Origin of the sequence: Kitasatospora sp. NPDC048365 (assembly GCF_043200835.1) — a bacterium.
Taxonomy (GTDB): domain Bacteria; phylum Actinomycetota; class Actinomycetes; order Streptomycetales; family Streptomycetaceae; genus Kitasatospora; species Kitasatospora terrestris.
Genome location: NZ_JBICYJ010000006.1, coordinates 199,675 through 216,852, shown reverse-complemented (window position 1 = coordinate 216,852; position 17,178 = coordinate 199,675). Strand labels below are relative to the sequence as shown.

General features: G+C 73.3%; 12 protein-coding genes. 10 read left to right on the top strand and 2 right to left on the bottom strand.

From position 1 onward, the window contains the following. The first annotated feature begins 29 nt into the window (after positions 1-29). The 6 genes from ACGFX4_RS08725 to ACGFX4_RS08700 all read left to right on the top strand — a co-directional run bounded on the left by ACGFX4_RS08725 (position 30) and on the right by ACGFX4_RS08700 (position 10,486). Positions 30-776: a response regulator transcription factor gene (locus tag ACGFX4_RS08725; protein ID WP_345698262.1), complete on the top strand. Its 747-nt coding sequence runs from the start codon at positions 30-32 to the stop codon at positions 774-776. Then, complete coding sequence (locus ACGFX4_RS08720; RefSeq protein WP_393071261.1) at positions 776-2,230, top strand: ATP-binding protein; 1,455 nt, start codon at positions 776-778, stop codon at positions 2,228-2,230. The genes ACGFX4_RS08725 and ACGFX4_RS08720 overlap by 1 nt, the downstream gene beginning before the upstream one ends. A gap of 248 nt (positions 2,231-2,478) precedes the next feature. Continuing rightward, entirely contained in the window at positions 2,479-4,020 is a 1,542-nt protein-coding gene (locus tag ACGFX4_RS08715) for a cytochrome ubiquinol oxidase subunit I (RefSeq protein ID WP_393071260.1), read from the top strand. A 9-nt stretch (positions 4,021-4,029) separates the two neighbouring features. Then, positions 4,030-5,031, top strand: coding sequence for a cytochrome d ubiquinol oxidase subunit II (cydB, locus tag ACGFX4_RS08710; RefSeq protein ID WP_393071259.1), 1,002 nt, complete (start codon positions 4,030-4,032; stop codon positions 5,029-5,031). A 49-nt stretch (positions 5,032-5,080) separates the two neighbouring features. Continuing rightward, positions 5,081-8,611, top strand: coding sequence for a thiol reductant ABC exporter subunit CydD (gene cydD, locus ACGFX4_RS08705; RefSeq protein WP_393071329.1), 3,531 nt, complete (start codon positions 5,081-5,083; stop codon positions 8,609-8,611). 222 nt (positions 8,612-8,833) lie between these two features. Beyond that, on the top strand, positions 8,834-10,486 hold the full coding sequence (locus ACGFX4_RS08700) for a GAF domain-containing sensor histidine kinase (RefSeq protein WP_393071328.1): 1,653 nt from the start codon (positions 8,834-8,836) through the stop codon (positions 10,484-10,486). Between the two features lie 77 nt (positions 10,487-10,563). Here ACGFX4_RS08700 and ACGFX4_RS08695 read toward each other — a convergent pair whose 3' ends face one another. Next, complete coding sequence (locus ACGFX4_RS08695; RefSeq protein ID WP_393071258.1) at positions 10,564-11,379, bottom strand: HAD family hydrolase; 816 nt, start codon at positions 11,377-11,379, stop codon at positions 10,564-10,566. 146 nt (positions 11,380-11,525) lie between these two features. On the opposite strand from ACGFX4_RS08695, the gene ACGFX4_RS08690 reads away from it, so the two are divergent. From ACGFX4_RS08690 to ACGFX4_RS08675, 4 genes are all read left to right on the top strand, one after another. Next, a complete protein-coding gene (locus ACGFX4_RS08690) occupies positions 11,526-12,413 on the top strand; it encodes an LLM class flavin-dependent oxidoreductase (protein ID WP_393071257.1) in 888 nt (295 codons plus the stop codon). Positions 12,414-12,543: 130 nt separating this feature from the next. After that, positions 12,544-13,602, top strand: coding sequence for a ParB-like protein (locus ACGFX4_RS08685; RefSeq protein WP_393071256.1), 1,059 nt, complete (start codon positions 12,544-12,546; stop codon positions 13,600-13,602). Between the two features lie 180 nt (positions 13,603-13,782). After that, positions 13,783-14,538 (top strand): DUF6585 family protein, encoded by a 756-nt coding sequence (locus tag ACGFX4_RS08680; RefSeq protein ID WP_393071255.1) that lies wholly within the window; start codon positions 13,783-13,785, stop codon positions 14,536-14,538. Positions 14,539-14,573: 35 nt separating this feature from the next. After that, positions 14,574-15,662 (top strand): hypothetical protein, encoded by a 1,089-nt coding sequence (locus ACGFX4_RS08675; RefSeq protein ID WP_393071254.1) that lies wholly within the window; start codon positions 14,574-14,576, stop codon positions 15,660-15,662. A gap of 45 nt (positions 15,663-15,707) precedes the next feature. On the opposite strand, the gene ACGFX4_RS08670 is transcribed toward ACGFX4_RS08675, so the two are convergent. After that, complete coding sequence (locus ACGFX4_RS08670; protein ID WP_393071253.1) at positions 15,708-16,808, bottom strand: hypothetical protein; 1,101 nt, start codon at positions 16,806-16,808, stop codon at positions 15,708-15,710. Positions 16,809-17,178: the final 370 nt, after the last annotated feature.

The following is a 17,178-nucleotide window of genomic DNA, read 5'->3' as shown; positions in this document are numbered from 1 at the left end:
GGGACAGTCGACCAGGAGGCGGATCACAGGTGTCAGGGACAGCACAGGCGACCAGCGCGTCCGGCGAGGCGTTCCTGCTGGTGGTGGACGACGAGCCGAACATCCGCGAGCTGCTCTCCGCCAGCCTGCGCTTCTCCGGCTTCCGGGTGGCCTCCGCCGCCACCGGCGAGGAGGCGCTCGCGGCCGTCGCCGCCGAGCGCCCCGACCTGGTCGTGCTCGACGTGATGCTGCCCGACCTGGACGGCTTCACCGTCGTCGAGCGGCTGCGCGACCCCGCCCAGTGGCCGCACAGCCCCGAGCACGTCCCGGTGCTCTTCCTCACCGCGAAGGACGGCACCGGCGACAAGGTCCAGGGCCTCGCCGCCGGCGCCGACGACTACGTGACCAAGCCGTTCAGCCTGGAGGAGCTGATCGCCCGGATCCGGGCGATCCTCCGCCGCTCCGGCGGCCCCGCCGAGGACGGCCGGCTCACCGTCGCCGACCTCGTCCTCGACCCGCTCGCCCACGAGGTCACCCGGGCCGGCGTCCCGGTCGCGCTCTCCCCCACCGAGTTCAAGCTGCTGCACTACCTGATGGCCAACGTCGGCCGGGTGGTCTCCAAGGCGCAGATCCTCGACCACGTCTGGGCGTACGACTTCGGCGGCGACCTCTCCATCGTCGAGTCGTACATCTCCTACCTGCGCCGCAAGCTCGACTCCGGCCCGGCCCACGGCCCCAAACTGATCCACACCGTGCGCGGCATCGGCTACGCCCTGCGCCGACCGCCGCAGGGCTGATGGCCGCCCGGCTCTCGCTGCGCGCCCGGCTGCTGGTCCTGGCGCTGCTGCTGGTCACCACCGGGCTCGTGGTCAGCGACACCCTGGTGCTCGGCACGGTCCGCGGCCAGCTGGTCGAGCGGGCCGACCAGCAGCTGCGGCGCACCGCCGACCAGCTCGCCCGGCGGGTGCCCGCCAGGGCCCTGCAGCAGCCCAACCCGCTCAGCCAGCAGCAGCCGGGCCGCCGGGTCGCCCTGCCCAGCCAGTTCGTGGTCCAGTACCTCGGCGCCGACGGCAGCCCGCAGTCCACGATCCGCCAGCCGATGGCCGACACCGATCCGTCCCCGCAGCTGCCCGGGATGAACGCGGCCGCCCTCGCCGAGCGCAAGGGCCACCCCTTCACCGCCCCCGCCGGGCGCGACGGCCACTGGCGGACCCTGGTCATGCCGGTGCAGCGGGCCAACCAGACCGACTTCTCCACCCCCGCCTACGTCCTGGTCGCCATCCCGATGGACGACGTGGACGAGACCATCGGCCGACTCCGCACCACCTTCCTCACCATCGGCGGCGGCGTGCTGGCCGGCATCGCCCTGCTCGGCGCCGTCGCCGTCCGGGCCGGACTGCGCCCGCTGCGCCAGCTGGAGAAGGGCGCCGAGCGGATCGCCTCCGGCGAGCTCTCCCATCGGATGCCGGAGCTCGGCCGCCGCACCGAGGTCGGCCGGCTCTCCGCCGCGCTCAACACCATGCTCAGCCAGATCGAGTCCGCGTTCGCCGCCCGGGCCGCCTCCGAGGCCCGGATGCGGCGCTTCGTCGCCGATGCCTCGCACGAGCTGCGCACCCCGCTGGCCGGCATCCGCGGCTTCGCCGAACTGCACCGGATGGGCGCCCTGGAGGACGTCGACCGGGCGATGGACCGGATCGAGTCCGAGGCGGTCCGGCTGGGCGGCCTGGTCGAGGACCTGCTGATGCTGGCCCGGCTGGACGAGGAGCGCCCGCTCGACCTGGCCCCGATGGACCTGCGCACCCTGGCCGCCGACGCCCTGCACGACCTCACCGCGCTCGACCCCGGCCGTCCGGTCTCGCTCACCGGGCCGGACGGCACCGGCGCACCGCAGCCCGCTCCGGTCCTCGGCGACGAGGCCCGGCTGCGCCAGGTGGTCACCAACCTGGTCGGCAACGCGGTCAAGCACACCCCGGCCGGCACCGCGGTCCGGATCGGGGTCGGCTCCGACTCCGGCGGCTGCCTGCTGGAGGTGGCCGACCAGGGCCCGGGGCTGAACGAGGATCAGGCCGGGCTGGTCTTCGAGCGCTTCTACCGGGTCGACTCCTCGCGCAGCCGCACCGGCGGCGGGGGAGCGGGCCTGGGCCTGGCCATCGCGTCGGCGCTGGTCCGGGCGCACGGCGGGACCATCTCGCTGGACACCGCTCCCGGCCGGGGCGCCGCCTTCCGGGTCGAGCTGCCCCGCCAGCGCTGAGCTGTCAAGCGCCGATCGGTACAGCCGACCTGCCCTGATGTTCCTTGTGACCGGCCGATCCCGCGTCGGATCATCGCCCTGTCCGAAAGTCGTACCCCGCCCGCAGGGCCCGTGTAAGCATCGTGGATACTCTCCTTGTGAAAGTGTTCACTTTCACAAGCGGGCAAGCTTGGCGTAGTTCGGCGCGGTTGAGTGCTAGAAATTCGTTTTGTCCGTTATATGGCAATTTACGGCCGAGAGAGGGCGCAGTGGAGCTAGCAGTCGCTCACGAGACCATCGCGCGATGGCAGTTCGGCATCACCACCGTCTACCACTTCCTCTTCGTCCCGCTGACGATCAGCCTGGCCTCGATCGTGGCCGGTCTGGAGACCGCCTGGGTCCGGACGGGCAAGGAGAAGTACTTCCACGCCACCAGGTTCTGGGGCAAGCTCTTCCTGATCAACATCGCCATGGGCGTGGTCACCGGCATCGTCCAGGAGTTCCAGTTCGGCATGAACTGGTCCGACTACTCGCGCTTCGTCGGTGACGTGTTCGGCGCCCCGCTGGCGATGGAGGCGCTGATCGCCTTCTTCTTCGAGTCGACCTTCATCGGCCTGTGGATCTTCGGCTGGGACCGGCTCCCGAAGAAGCTGCACTGCGCCTGCATCTGGCTGGTCGCCATCGGCACGGTCCTCTCCGGCTACTTCATCCTGGCCGCCAACTCCTGGATGCAGCACCCGGTCGGCTACCGGATCAACGAGGCCACCGGCAAGGCGCAGCTCACCGACATCGGCCGGGTGCTGTTCCAGAACACCACGCTGGTCCAGGTCTTCCACACCCTGACCGCCGCCTTCCTCACCGGCGCCGCCTTCGTGGTCGGCATCGCCTCGTACCACCTGTGGCGGGCCAAGCGCGGCAAGGAGGACGACCGCAAGAAGGTCGCCGCGATGGTCACCTCGCTGCGGGTGGGCCTGGCCATCGCCGCGATCGCCGGCCTCGGCACCGCGCTCAGCGGCGACACCCTGGCCAAGGTGATGTTCGAGCAGCAGCCGATGAAGATGGCCGCCGCCGAGGCGCTCTGGGAGACCCAGGACCCCGCCCCGTTCTCGATCTTCGCGGTCGGCAACGTCAACGAGGGCCACAACTCGGTCGAGCTGGAGATCCCCGGGATACTGTCCTTCCTCGCCAACGGGAACTTCTCCTCCGCGGTGCCCGGCATCAACGACACCGCCGCCGCCGAGGCCGCCGCGTACGGCGGGCAGCCCAGCGACTACATCCCGAGCATCTTCGTCACCTACTGGGGCTTCCGCCTCATGATCGGCTTCGGGATGACCTCCTTCGTGGCCGCCGTGATCGGCCTGTGGACCACCCGGCGGAAGTTCTGGCTCGCCCCCGAGCACCGCACCGGCGAGGACGTCCCGCCCAAGCTGATGCTCACCAAGCACCGCGAGATGAACACCTTCTTCACCAGGTGGAGCTGGCGGATCGGCATCCTCACCATGGGCTTCCCGCTGATCGCCAACAGCTTCGGCTGGATCTTCACCGAGATGGGCCGTCAGCCCTGGGTCGTCTTCGGCCTGATGCGCACCGCCGACGCCGTCTCCCCCAACGTGGGCGTCGGCCTGCAGATCGGCGCGCTGACCACCTTCACCCTGCTGTACGCGATCCTCGCGGTCATCGAGGTCCGCCTGCTGGTCAAGTACGCCAAGCCGGGCCCGGTCACCTCCGAGCAGCCGCCCGCGAAGGACCCGACGCTGCGCGGGCCGTCCTCCGACGAGGACGCCGACAAGCCCCTCGCCTTCGCCTACTGAGGACGGACGATGCACCTCCACGACCTCTGGTTCATCCTGATCGCCGTCCTGTGGATCGGCTACTTCTTCCTCGAGGGCTTCGACTTCGGCATCGGCATCCTGACCCGGACACTGGCCCGGAACACCACCGAGCGGCGCGTCCTGATCAACACCATCGGCCCGGTCTGGGACGGCAACGAGGTGTGGCTGCTGACCGCCGGCGGCGCCACCTTCGCGGCCTTCCCCGACTGGTACGCGACCCTGTTCAGCGGCTTCTACATCCCGCTGCTGGCCATCCTGGTCTGCCTGATCGTGCGCGGCGTGGCCTTCGAGTACCGGGCCAAGCGCGACGACGAGCGCTGGCAGCGCAACTGGGAGACGGCGATCTTCTGGACCTCCCTGCTGCCCGCCTTCCTGTGGGGCGTCGCCTTCGCCAACATCGTCCACGGCGTCGACATCGACCAGGACAAGAACTACGTCGGCACCTTCTGGGACCTGCTCAACCCGTACGCCATCCTCGGCGGCCTCACCACCCTGGTGCTGTTCACCTTCCACGGCGCCCTGTTCGCCGCGCTGAAGACCGTCGGCGACATCCGGGAACGGGCCCGCGCCCAGGCGCTGGTGCTCGGCGCCGTCACCGCCGTCCTGGCCCTGGTCTTCCTGATCTGGACCCAGGCCCACAGCGGCAACGGCTGGTCGCTCGCCGCCACGGTGGTCGCGGTGCTGGCCCTGCTCGGCGCGCTGGCGGCCAACCAGCTGGCCCGGGAGGGCTGGGCGTTCGTGCTCTCCGGCCTGACGGTCGTGGCGGCGGTCGCGATGCTCTTCCTCGCGCTCTTCCCGGACGTCATGCCCTCCACGCTGAACCCGGACTGGTCGCTGACCGTCACCAACGCCGCCTCGTCCGCCTACACCCTCAAGGTGATGTCGATCGTCGCGGCGGTCTTCACCCCGATCGTGCTGCTCTACCAGGGCTGGACGTACTGGGTGTTCCGCAAGCGGATCGGTGTCCAGCACATCCCCTCGGCCCACTGAATCCCACGGGAACTGGAGCGGTGCAGTGATGGAACGCCGGCAGCAGCGGATGCGCCCCGTCGACCCGCGGCTGCTGGCGTACGCCCGCACCACCCGGGCCTTCCTCGCCGGATCGGTCCTGCTCGGCGGGGCCGGCGCGATCCTGGTCGTGCTCCAGGCCGGACTGATCGCCGAACTGGTCGTCCGGTCCTTCCAGCAGGGCGCGCGGGACGTCGGCGGGCTGCTGCTCGCCCTGCTCGCCGTCGCGGCCGGCCGGGCGGCCGTCGCCTGGCTGACCGAACTGACCGCCCACCGCTCGGTGGCGCGGGTGAAGTCCACGCTCCGGCGCCGGCTGCTGGAGCACGCCACCGCCCTCGGGCCGGCCTACCTGCAAGGGCGCCGGACCGGGGAGCTGACCGCCCTCGCCACCCGCGGCGTCGACGCCCTGGACGACTACTTCGCGCGGTACCTGCCGCAGTTGGCCCTCGCCGTCGTCGTCCCCGCGGTGGTGCTCGCCCGGATCCTCGGCGCGGACTGGGAGTCGGCCGCGGTCATCGCCGTCACGCTGCCGCTGATCCCGCTGTTCATGGTGCTCATCGGCCTCGCCACCCAGGCCCGGATGGACCGTCAGTGGACCGGCCTCGCCCGGCTCTCCCACCACTTCCTCGACGTGGTCGAGGGACTGCCCACGCTCAAGGTGTTCGGACGGGCGAAGGCCCAGGCCCGGACCATCGCCCGGATCACCGACGAGTACCGCCGCTCCACCCTGCGGACCCTGCGGATCGCCTTCGTCTCCTCCTTCGCCCTGGAACTGCTGTCCACCCTGTCGGTGGCCCTGGTCGCGGTGTCGATCGGCTTCCGGCTGGTCAACGGCACCCTCGACCTGGAGACCGGCCTGCTGGTCCTGGTCCTCGCCCCCGAGGTGTACCTGCCGATCCGTCAGGTCGGCGCGCTCTACCACTCCAGCGTCGAAGGACTGACCGCGGCGGGCGAGGTGTTCGAGGTCCTGGAGACGCCGGTCCCGGCCGGCGGCACCCGGACCGTACCGCCGCTCGGCACCGCGACGATCGCCCTGGACGGCGTGAGCGTCACCCACCCCGGGCGGGAGCTGCCCGCGCTGCGCGAGGTCTCCTTCGCCCTGCCGGTCGGCGCGACCACGGTCGTCACCGGTCCGAGCGGCGCGGGCAAGTCCACCCTGCTGGCCGTGCTGCTCGGCTTCGTCCGGCCCGAGCGCGGCCGGGTCCTGGTCGACGGACACGACCTCGCCGAGTACGACCCGGACGGCTGGCGGAGCCAGATCGCCTGGGTGCCGCAGCACCCGCACCTGTTCGCCGGGACGGTCGCGGACAACGTCCGGCTCGCCCGGCCCTCGGCCGACGACCACGAGGTGCGGGAGGCCCTGGCCGCCGCCCACGCCCTGGAGTTCGCCGAGCCGCAGACCGTCCTCGGCGAGGACGGCGCCGGGCTGTCCGCCGGACAGCGGCAGCGGATCGCCCTGGCCCGCGCGATCCTCGCCGACCGGCCCGTCCTGCTCCTCGACGAGCCCACCGCCAACCTCGACGGCGCGAGCGAAGCCGCCCTGGTCGCCACCGTCCGCGAGCTCGCCGTCGGCCGGACCGTCCTGCTGATCGCCCACCGCCCGGCCCTCCTCGCCCTCCCGCACCACCGGGTGCACCTGGACGGGCCGCCCGCCGACCGGCCTGCCGGCCCGGGGGCCGCGGTCCCGCCGGTCGGCGCGGTCTCGGCCGCGGGCGGCGCGGCTGCGGCTTCGGGCGGTGCGGCTCCCGGGCCGACGCCCGCAGAACCGGTCGCGGCCACGCGCGTGCGGCTCGCCCCGGCCGTCGCGCTCGGCGCGCTGGCCCTCGGGTGCGCGGTGGCCCTGATGGCGACGTCCGGCTGGCTGATCTCGTACGCCTCGCAGATGCCGCCCGTGCTGTACCTGATGATGGCGGTGACCTCCGTCCGGGCCTTCGGCATCGGCCGCAGCGTCTTCCGCTACGCCGAGCGGCTGGTCTCCCACGACGCCGTGCTCAAGGCGCTCGCCGGAGTCAGGACCGCCGTCTACACCCGGCTCGAACAGCTCGCCCCCGCCGGCCTCCCCGCGTTCCGTCGCGGCGACCTGCTGGCCCGGCTGGTCTCCGACGTCGACGCCGTGCAGGACCACTACCTGCGCTGGCGCCTGCCCGCCGCCGTCGCGGCGCTCGTCTCCCTCGCCGCCTCCGCCGCCACGGCCGCGTTCCTCCCGGCCGCCGGGGTGGTCCTGGCGGCGGGCCTGCTGCTCGCCGGAGCCGTCGTCCCCGCCCTCGCGGTGCGCCTCTCCGGCCGGGCCGAGCGCCGCCGGGCCTCGGCCCGGGGCGAGCTGGCGGTGTCCGTGGTCGACACCTTCACCGGCACCGCCGAGCTGACCGTGGCCGGCGCCCTCCCGGCCCGGCTCGCCGCCGTCCGGGCCGCCGACGCCCGGCTGACCGGGCTGGCCGCCCGCTCGGCGGCCACCGCCGGCCTGGGAGCCGGCCTGACCGCGCTGGTCACCGGCGCGACCGTCACCCTCTCCGCCGCGGTCGGGGTGCAGGCGGTGGCGGCGGGCTCGCTGCCCGGTACCTGCCTGGCCGTGGTCGTCCTCACCCCGCTGGCCGCATTCGAGGCGGTCGCCGGGATGCCGACGGCGGTGCAGTTCCGCGAGCGGGCGCGGGCCGCCCGGGCCCGGCTGGACGAGGTGCTGGCCCGCCCCGTCCCGGTCGCCGAACCCGCCGACCCGGCGCCCGTCCCCGCCGACCCGCTGCCGATCGCCCTGCGCGGGGTGACCGCCCGCTGGCCGGGCGCCGACCGCGACGCGCTGACCGGCGTCGACCTGGACCTCACCGCGGGCCGCCGGATCGCCGTGGTCGGCCCGTCCGGCTCCGGGAAGACCACCCTCGCCCAGGTGCTGCTGCGCTTCCTCGACCAGGCGTCCGGCACGGTGACCCTCGCCGCCGGCCGTCCACAGGCTGTGGACACCCGTTCGGCCGCGGCCGACGAGGTCCGCCGCACCGTCGGCCTGTGCGCCCAGGACGCGCACGTCTTCGACAGCTCCCTGCGCGAGAACCTGCGCCTCGCCCGCCCCGACGCCACCGACGCCGACCTGCGCGGCGCACTCGCCGCCGCCCGGCTGCTCGACTGGGTGGACACCCTGCCCGCCGGGCTGGACACCATGGTCGGCGAGCACGGCGCCCGGATCTCCGGCGGCCAGCGGCAGCGCCTCGCCCTGGCCCGGGCCCTGCTCGCGGACTTCCCGGTGCTGATCCTCGACGAGCCGGCCGAGCACCTCGACCTGCCGACCGCCGACGCGCTCACCGCCGACCTGCTCGCCGCCACCGCGGGCCGCACCACCCTGCTGATCACCCACCGGCTGGCCGGGCTGGACGACACCACCGTCGACGAGGTGCTGGTGCTGGACGCCGGCCGGGTGGCCGAGCGCGGCCCCTGGTCCGTGCTGGCGGGCGACGACCGGAGCCGGCTGGCCGCGATGCTGCGCCGCGAGCGGGAGGCCGACACGGCCGACGCCGCGACGGGCGGGCAGGAGGGCGCGGCGACGGGCGCGGACACGCTGACCGTCGCGGTCTGACTTTCGGACAAAGGGAGGCAAACTAGCCCCATGGAGACCCCGCCCCCGGCCACCTCCCCCGCCGTGCCCTCCGACCCCGCCGCATCCGTTGCATCCGCTGCATCCGCCGCGGACCAGGAACCGGCCGCGCCGCGCGTCCCCGAGATCTCCTCGCTCGGCCTGGACACCCTGGTCACCGAGGTCTCCGAACGCCTGCAGTCGGCCGCCGCCGTCACCGACCGGATGCAGCGGCTGCTGGAGGCGGTCGTCTCGGTCGGCGCCGGACTCGACCTGCACGCCACCCTGCAGCGGATCGCCAGCGGCGCCGCCGAACTGGTCGACGCCCAGTACGCGGCGCTCGGCGTGATCTCCCCCCACGGCACCGGCCTGTCCGACTTCATCCACATCGGCATCGACGACGCGACCGCCGCCGCGATCGGCGAGCTGCCGGCCGGCCGCGGCATCCTCGGCGCGCTGATCGACAACCCCGAGCCGCTGCGCCTGGCCGACCTCTCCGAGGACCCGCGCTCCACCGGGTTCCCCGCCCACCACCCGCCGATGCGGTCCTTCCTGGGCGTGCCGATCCGGGTCCGCGGCGAGGTGTTCGGCAACCTCTACCTGACCGAGAAGCAGGGCGCCGGCGGGTTCACGCCCGAGGACAAGCAGGTGGTGCTCGCGCTGGCGGCCGCCGCCGGCGTGGCGATCGAGAACTCCCGGCTGTACGAGGAGGGCCGGCGCCGCGAGCGGTGGATCGCCGGCGCGGCCGCGGTCACCACCGCGCTGCTCTCCACCGACGAGGCGCAGGTCGCGCTGACGGTGGCCGCCGAACAGGTCCGCGAACTCGCGGACGGCGCGGTCGGCATGATCCTGCTGCCGGCCGGCGAGAGCCAGATGCGGGTCGCGCACGCCTCCGGCGAGGCCGCCGAGTACCTCAACGGCGAACTGCTGCCCGAGGACAGCTTCACCGCCCGGCTGCTGGCCGGCGAACCGATCTACCTGGAGGACATGTCCACCGACCCGACCGTGGTGATCCGGATCGCCCGCGAGTTCGGGCCGTCGATGGCGGTGCCGATGGTGTCCGCCGGACGCGTCCTCGGCGGCCTGTGCGTGTGGCGGCCGCGCGGCACCGCCCCGTTCACCGCCGCGGAGAAGCAGCTCGCCCAGACCTTCGCCTCCCAGGCCGCCCTCGCCCTGCGGCTCGCCGAGTACCAGCGCGACAAGCAGCGCCTGGCCGTCTTCCAGGACCGCGACCGGATCGCCCGCGACCTGCACGACCTGGTCATCCAGCGGCTCTTCGCCACCGGGATGATGCTGGAGAGCGCCGCCCGCCGCTCCGTCGTCCCCGAGGTGCAGACCGGCATCGGCAAGGCGGTGGACGAGCTGGACGCCACCATCCAGGAGGTCCGCACCACCATCTACGCCCTCCAGCACGGCGACACCGACGACGAACCGGACACCCTCCGGACCCGCGTCCTGCGCGAGGGCAGCCAGGCTGCCGCCGCGCTCGGCTTCAAGCCCGCGATCACCTTCACCGGCCCGGTGGAGAGCCTGGTCGGCGAGCAGACCTCCCGCCAACTCCTCGCCGCACTGCGGGAGATGCTCTCCAACACGGCCAGGCACGCGCGGGCCTCCCGGGTCGCCGTCGACGTCGACGCCACCGTCCACCTCGGCGACCGCGGGCGGCCGCTCTCCGGCGACCCCGAGGCGCCGGTCCGGTCCGGCAGGCCCGGCGTCCTGCTCACCGTCACCGACGACGGCGTGGGCATCCCGGACGGCGGCCGGCGCAGCGGACTGCGCAACCTCACCCGCCGCGCCGAGGCGCTCGGCGGCGACGCCTGGCACGAGACCGGCCCGAACGGCAAGGGCACCCGGGTCCGCTGGACCGCCCGGCTCTGACCGCCCGGCTCCGACTGCCCGGCTCCGACTGCCCGGCTCCGACCGCCCGGCTCCGACCCGCCCCGCGCCGCAGGGGCCTACGCCAGCAGGGTCTCGATCACCGCGGCCACGCCGTCGTGCTCGTTGCTCACCGTGTGCCGGGCCACCGCCGCCAGCACCTGCGGGTGCGCGTTGGCGACCGCGTACGAGTCGCCCGCCCAGGCCAGCATCTCCAGGTCGTTCGGCATGTCCCCGAACGCCACCACCTCGGACCGGTCGATGCCCTGCTCGCGGCACCACCGGGCCAGCGTGCTCGCCTTGGTCACCCCCGGCGCGCTGATCTCCAGCAGCGCCACCGGGCTGGACCGGGTGATCTCGGCGTGCTGCCCGGCCACCGCCCGCGCCCGGGCCAGGAACTCGTCCGGCTCCAGCTCCGGGTGCTTCGCCAGCAGCTTGAACATGCCCTCCACGGTGCCGTCCGCCAGCAGCCGCTCGGCCGGCGCCACCGGGTGCTCCTTGTCGGACTCCCACATCACCAGGGTGTACTCCGGCTCCCGGGCGAACCCGGCCGGGTACTCGAACGCGAACGCGGTGCCCGGCAGTTCGGCCTTCAGCGCGGCCACCACCGCCAGCGCGTCCGCGGTCCGCAGCGGGAAGCTCTCCAGCAGCTCCCCGCGCCGCACGTCCACCACCGCGCCGCCGTTCGAGCAGATCGCCACCCCGTGGCCGCCGATGTGCCCGGTCACCTGCTTCATCCAGCGCGGCGGCCGGCCCGTCACGAACACCACCTGGACACCCGCCGCCTCCGCCGCCGCCAGCGCGGCGGCGGTCCGCTCGGAGACGGTCCCGCCCGAGCAGAGCAGGGTGCCGTCGAGGTCGGTGGCGATCAGGCGGGGGCGCGGGGAGGTGGTCACCCGACCATCTTCGCGCACCCCGCCCGAACGGCGTAGCTCCCCGGCGCCACCGGCCCACGGCCGGCCTCGGCGCCGCCGGCAGCAGTACAACGGCCCGCACCGAGCTTCGGGGCCGCCCCCGGCCGCGGCGGCGTAGGGTCGGGGCCATGCGTCTGAGTACGGTGATCCTCCCCATCCACCGGTGGAGCGAGGGGCAGAAGATCTGGCGGCGGGCCGAGGACCTCGGGTTCCATGCCGCGTACACCTATGACCACCTGTCGTGGCGGAGCTTCCGGGACGAGCCGTGGTTCGGCTCGGTCCCGACGCTGACGGCGGCGGCGACGGCGACCGAGCGGCTGCGCCTGGGCACGCTGGTCACCTCGCCGAACTTCCGGCACCCGGTGACGCTGGCGAAGGAGCTGATCACGCTGGACGACGTGTCCGGCGGGCGGCTGACGCTGGGGATCGGGGCCGGCGGGGTCGGGTTCGACGCGACGGCGATGGGGCAGGAGGCCTGGTCGCCGAAGGAGCGGGCGGACCGCTTCGCGGAGTTCCTGCCGCTGCTGGACGAGCTGCTGACCACCGACGCGACGACGCGCGAGGGCACGTACTACTCGGCGGTGGAGGCGCGGAACATCCCGGGCTGCGTGCAGACGCCCCGGGTGCCGTTCTACGTGGCGGCGACCGGTCCGCGCGGGCTGCGGCTGGCGGCGGAGCACGGGCAGGGCTGGGTGACGTACGGCGACCCGCGCGGCCCGGGCGACGTCCCGGTGGAGCAGGCGCCCGCCGTGATCGCGAAGCAGCTGGCGAAGCTGACGGAGGCCTGCGAGGCGCGCGGCCGGGACGTCGGCGAGCTGGCGAAGGTGCTGCTGCAGGGGTCGACGGCGGAGCGGCCGCTGCAGTCGCTGGACGCCTTCGTGGACTGGGCCGGGCAGTACCGGGAGATCGGCATCACCGAGCTGGTGATCCACTGGCCGGTGCCGGACTCGATCTTCGAGAACGACCTCGCGGTCTTCGAACGGATCGCCACCGAGGGCCTGGCCCAGCTGGGTTGAGTGGAACCCTACAAAAAGCGAGCGGAAGCGATTTCGCGCGTTCGCCGGGGATTCACGCGCGGGACGGCGGGTGTTGGCCGGTCGCTGGGAGTGTCGCGGGCACAATTCCGCACTTCCCGCGAGGAGCGTTATGCGTTTCAGACTTCCGTCCGCCCGGATCGCGGCGGTCGGAGCCGCGCTGGCCGTCGCTGCCGGATCGGCGCCGGCCGCGTTCGCGGCGCCGGGTGCGCCGGGCACCCGGCCGTCGTTCTGCGGTCACGACAACCGGCACACGCCGTTCGCGCAGTACCTGTGCGCGCAGGAGGGCGACCTGCTGGACGTCCGGATCGGGGACGTGCACCCGACCCAGCCGGCGCTGGGCTACGACGAGGTGTACTACAAGCTCGGCCGGTACACCCTCGGCAAGGACGCGATCAACAAGAAGTTCAGTGACTGGTGCGAGGCGGACGGCCGGATCGAGGCCGTGGCGGCGGCACCCGGCGCGCGCCTGGACGACCCGTCCTCGTTCACCTGCGCGCTGCCGGTGGGCGGGGAGACCGCGGCGAGCATCGAGCCGATGAAGACGGTCGTGATCGGCCCCGGCGGGGAGCCGTTCCTGACGGACGGCCACCACACCCTGACCTCGTTCTTCGAGACCCCGGACGGCGGCGCCGACCTGCACGTCCGGCTGCGGGTGCAGGCCAACTTCAGCAACCTGACCCGGCAGGCGTTCTGGGACCAGATGCAGGCCCACAAGTGGGTGTACCTGAGCGACCCCGAGGGCAACCCGGTCAGGATCAACAAGCTGCCGACCGGCGTCGGCCTGGCCAACTTCGAGAACGACAAGTACCGCGGCCTGCTCTACTTCGGCCGCGACATCGGCTACGCGCAGAACGGCCTGCCGTTCCAGGAGTTCTACTGGGGCAGCTGGGTGCGCGACACCGCGCCGGTGGCCGACTGGGACACCACCGACCAGGCCGGCTACCTGGCGGCGGTGCGGACCGTGACCGAGGCGATGACCGCGCTGCCCAAGGACACCGTGGTGGACAGCGGGTTCACCGCCGGCCAGCTCGGCGCGCTGAGCCAGTGGAACGCGGGCAAGGCCGCCAACAAGGGCGAGTTCGACAAGCTGAGCAAGCCGTACTCCGACGCGAAGCCGGGCAAGCTGGCGTACGCGCTGGAGTACAAGCGGGTGCACGGCCTGGGCTGACCGCACAGGGGGAAGCAGGGGAAGCAGGGGGAGCAGGGGGACGGAGGGGACCGGCGCGGGGCGCCGGTCCCCTCCGGCGTACCCGGCCCCTCGGCAGGCCGGTGCTACTGCCGTATGATCCGCTCGCCCCCGATCGATCCCGCCGGGCGAACGCGGGATCCCGCACCACGAGGAAGAGCCATGGCCGCACCCACCGTCCCGGTCACCCAGGAACCACTGCCGGAGGCCGTACAGGCGCTGGCCGCCGCCGAGCGGCTCGGCGCGCTGCGCGAGACCTTCCTGCCCAAGCGCCACGGCGCCGGCCGGGTCACCGCGATGCTGTTCTTCACCCTGCTCGGCCTCGCCTGCTTCGTCCTGCCCGGACTCTTCTTCATCTGGGTGCTGTGGCAGACACCGAACTTCAACCCCAAGCAGGCGGCCCGACGCCTCCACCTCTTCGACCACGGCCTCGTCGTGGTCGACCACACCGGCCCGGTCGGGGCGCTGCGCTGGGACTCGATGGCCGCGCTCCAGCAGATCACCGAGCGCTACGCCAACGGCATCCACGTCGGCACCAACTACGTCTACACGCTGTACACGCAGAACGGCGCCACCATCAAGGTCACCGACCTGTTCGCCAACCCCGAGCGCTGGGGCCTGATCATCCAGCACGCCATCACCAACGCCCAGCTGCCGGGCGTGCTGGAGATGCTGGGACGCGGCGAGACGGTCCGCTTCGGCGACATCGCGGTGACCACCGGCGGCGTCGCCACGCCCAAGCGCGGTGCGGTCGGGTGGGCCGAGATCCAGCGCTTCGAGGTGAAGGACGGCATGGTGTTCCTCTCCCGGGCGGGCAAGCTCCTGCCCTGGTCGAGCACCCCGGTCGGGAAGATCCCGAACTTCTTCCTCTTCCTCGCGACCGTCGAGCGGCTGCGCCGGCAGCAGTCCGCGGTCTGACACCGAACACACGGAAACACCAGGGGGGACGCACCATGAGCGAGCACCAGTACCAGTACTTCCATCCCGGGCCGCCGCCCGCCCCGCAGCCGGGCGTGGTCCCGCTGCGGCCGCTCGGCTTCGGCGACGTGCTCACCGGCGTGATGAACACCGTCCGCCGCTACTTCGCGCAGCTCTACGTGCCGGTGCTCGCCGCGACGGCGGGCGTGCTGCTGGTGCTCGCGGTCTACGCGGTGGTGGCGTACGGGCTGCTGATCGACCTGTACCGGCAGGTGGTCGCCGACAAGTGGTACGAGCCGACCGACGGCCAGCTGGTCACCCTGGTCACGGTCGCCGTCTCCGGCTGGCTGCTGCTGGTGCTCTGCCTCGGCGCGCTGAGCGTGGTGGCCGCCGCGACCGGCACGGTGGTCACCCGGCACGCGGTCATCGGCAAGCCGGTGAGCACCCGCGCGGTGTGGGCCGAGTCGCGCCGCCACCTGGGACGGATCACCGCCGAGTACCTGCTGCTGGGCGGCGGCGCCCTCCTCGGGACGGCCGTGCTGATGGTGCTGTGGGTGGCCGTGTCGGCCGTGCTGGGCAGCGCGGTGGTCGGCGTCCTCTTCGGGCTGCTCGCGGTGGCCTGCTGGGTGGGGCTGTTCTACGCGCAGGTGCGGCTGACCCTGCTGGTGCCGGTCCTGGTGATGGAGGAGAGCCGCCCGCTGGCCGCCTTCCCGCGGGCCTGGCGGCTCAACGAGGGCGCCTGGCTGCGCAGCTTCGGTATCCCGTACGTGGTGAACCTGATCGCCTCGATGGGCGGACAGCTGGTGGCCACGCCGTTCGTGCTGGTGGGCGTGCTGATCGCGCTGCCGTTCGGCGCGGACCCGCAGCCGCCGTCGCCCGGGGTGCTGGTCGCGGCCGTGCTGCTGTTCCTGGTCGGCGTGCTGCTGAGCACCGCGGTGACGCTGCCGCTGCTGCCGGTCTGCCACGCGCTGCTGTACGTGGACCGGCGGATCCGCCGGGAGCGGCTGGACATCGCGCTCGGCGAGGCGGCGGGCCTGTGGACCACGCAGCAGCCGCCGGCGCAGCCCGCGGAGCAGCCGGCGGAGCCCGCCGCGGAGGGCGGGGGCGTCGACCCGGCGGAGTAGCGGGCCCCGGGTCGGGCGGGGCCGCAGGTCCGTGCCGGGCCCGGGTCAGCCCTGGCGCAGCGCCGGCATCGGGACGGGGATCGCGTACGCGGTGGCCCCGGCCCCGACGCCGCCCGCGCAGCCGTTCGGCGGCTGGGTGGTGACGCCGCGCGTGGAGGGCCGTTCGGCGGCCCAGAACATGTAGCCGAGCAGGCCGCTGGTGGTGCCCGCGCCGTTGGGCGCGGCGCTCTGCAGCCAGCCGCCGGTGGCCTTCTGCACGGAGTTGGCGAAGTCGTTGCACTCCGGGCGGACCTTGGAGCCCTCGGCGATGTACAGGCCGCCGGTGAACTTCGCCGGGGCGAGCGGCAGGACCGGCGGGCTGTACGTCGGCTTGCCGTCCAGGTGCTCCTGCCAGTTGTCGGTGGCGCCCGTGGCCGACGGCTGCCGGGCCGGCACCATCGCGTTGGCGTAGTCGAGCACCGGGGTGTCGGTGCGCAGCCAGTTGGCGGTGGCGTACCGGTTGATGTCGATCAGCCAGCGGTCGCCGGCCGCGGTGTCGATGGTCAGCCGGGCCGCCGGGTCGGCGCCGGTGGCGTCGTACGGGTGGACGGCGCGGTAGGCGTCGACGAAGGCCTGCAGTCCGGCCAGGTTCGGGTTGGTGTTCTGCTCGTAGTCGATCTCGATGCCCACACCCAGCCGGGTGGCCAGCGCGGCGGCCCGCTGCCCGAACAGGGTCGGGTTCTGGGCGAGCGCCTGGTCCCAGGCGTCGGTGTAGGTGATGCCGCCGATGGAGAGCATCACCCGCACGCCGTGGCTCTTGAACCAGTCGACGACGGCCTGGTTGATGCCGCGCGGGACGCCGTCCACGGTGGTGGCGTCGTTGGTGCCGTTGAGCAGCTTCAGCGGGTGGACGAAGCTGAGGATCGCCAGGTTGACGGACGGGCGGCCGTCGCCGCGGTCGATCAGCCAGTGGTTCTTGGCGTCGAACTCGGCCATGTCGCGGACGGTGCCCCAGATGCAGGCGTCGTCACCGCAGTGCCAGGCGCCGTAGATCTGGATCGGGGAGCCGGCGGCGGCCGCGGCCGGCGGGACGGTGGGTGCCAGTGCCGCACCCAGCAGGGCGGCGGTGGCCGCGATCGGGCGGAGCCGGTGGAACGGAACGCGCATCAGCGAACGCCTCCAGTCGGACGGACGGGCCCCCGGGCGGATCACAGCATGAGGTTTGGACCAGCCGGGGTCAACGGATCGGACACAGCCCGTACTGCATTGCGGCCGATCGGCATTGACATGCCGTCAATCCGGAAACAGCCCCCGCTACACCTTGCACATCCCCGGCGGGGAGTGACGCCCACCACACTGGGCCCTCCCGGCGTGCCCCAACGTCGCCGGAGCCCTTTCCGCCCCCCGAGTGCCCCCGGTACCGCCGGTTTCACCCCGAGGAGTCGCCCGTGCCCGCCGTCGAGCAGTCCCCAGCGGTCCAGGACCCGCCGCCCGTCCAGCGCCTCAAGGCCGGTTCCGTCGGACTGGTCGGGGTGAT

What these genes read in the sequence shown, in the direction of transcription:
- ACGFX4_RS08720 (WP_393071261.1), top strand. Translation starts at nt 776, where the DNA reads ATGGCCGCCCGGCTCTCGCTGCGCGCCCGGCTGCTGGTCCTGGCGCTG.
- cydB (WP_393071259.1), top strand. Translation starts at nt 4,030, where the DNA reads ATGCACCTCCACGACCTCTGGTTCATCCTGATCGCCGTCCTGTGGATC.
- cydD (WP_393071329.1), top strand. Translation starts at nt 5,081, where the DNA reads ATGCGCCCCGTCGACCCGCGGCTGCTGGCGTACGCCCGCACCACCCGG.
- ACGFX4_RS08700 (WP_393071328.1), top strand. Translation starts at nt 8,834, where the DNA reads ATGCAGCGGCTGCTGGAGGCGGTCGTCTCGGTCGGCGCCGGACTCGAC.
- ACGFX4_RS08690 (WP_393071257.1), top strand. Translation starts at nt 11,526, where the DNA reads ATGCGTCTGAGTACGGTGATCCTCCCCATCCACCGGTGGAGCGAGGGG.
- ACGFX4_RS08685 (WP_393071256.1), top strand. Translation starts at nt 12,544, where the DNA reads ATGCGTTTCAGACTTCCGTCCGCCCGGATCGCGGCGGTCGGAGCCGCG.
- ACGFX4_RS08680 (WP_393071255.1), top strand. Translation starts at nt 13,783, where the DNA reads ATGGCCGCACCCACCGTCCCGGTCACCCAGGAACCACTGCCGGAGGCC.
- ACGFX4_RS08675 (WP_393071254.1), top strand. Translation starts at nt 14,574, where the DNA reads ATGAGCGAGCACCAGTACCAGTACTTCCATCCCGGGCCGCCGCCCGCC.
- ACGFX4_RS08670 (WP_393071253.1), bottom strand. Translation starts at nt 16,808, where the DNA reads ATGCGCGTTCCGTTCCACCGGCTCCGCCCGATCGCGGCCACCGCCGCC.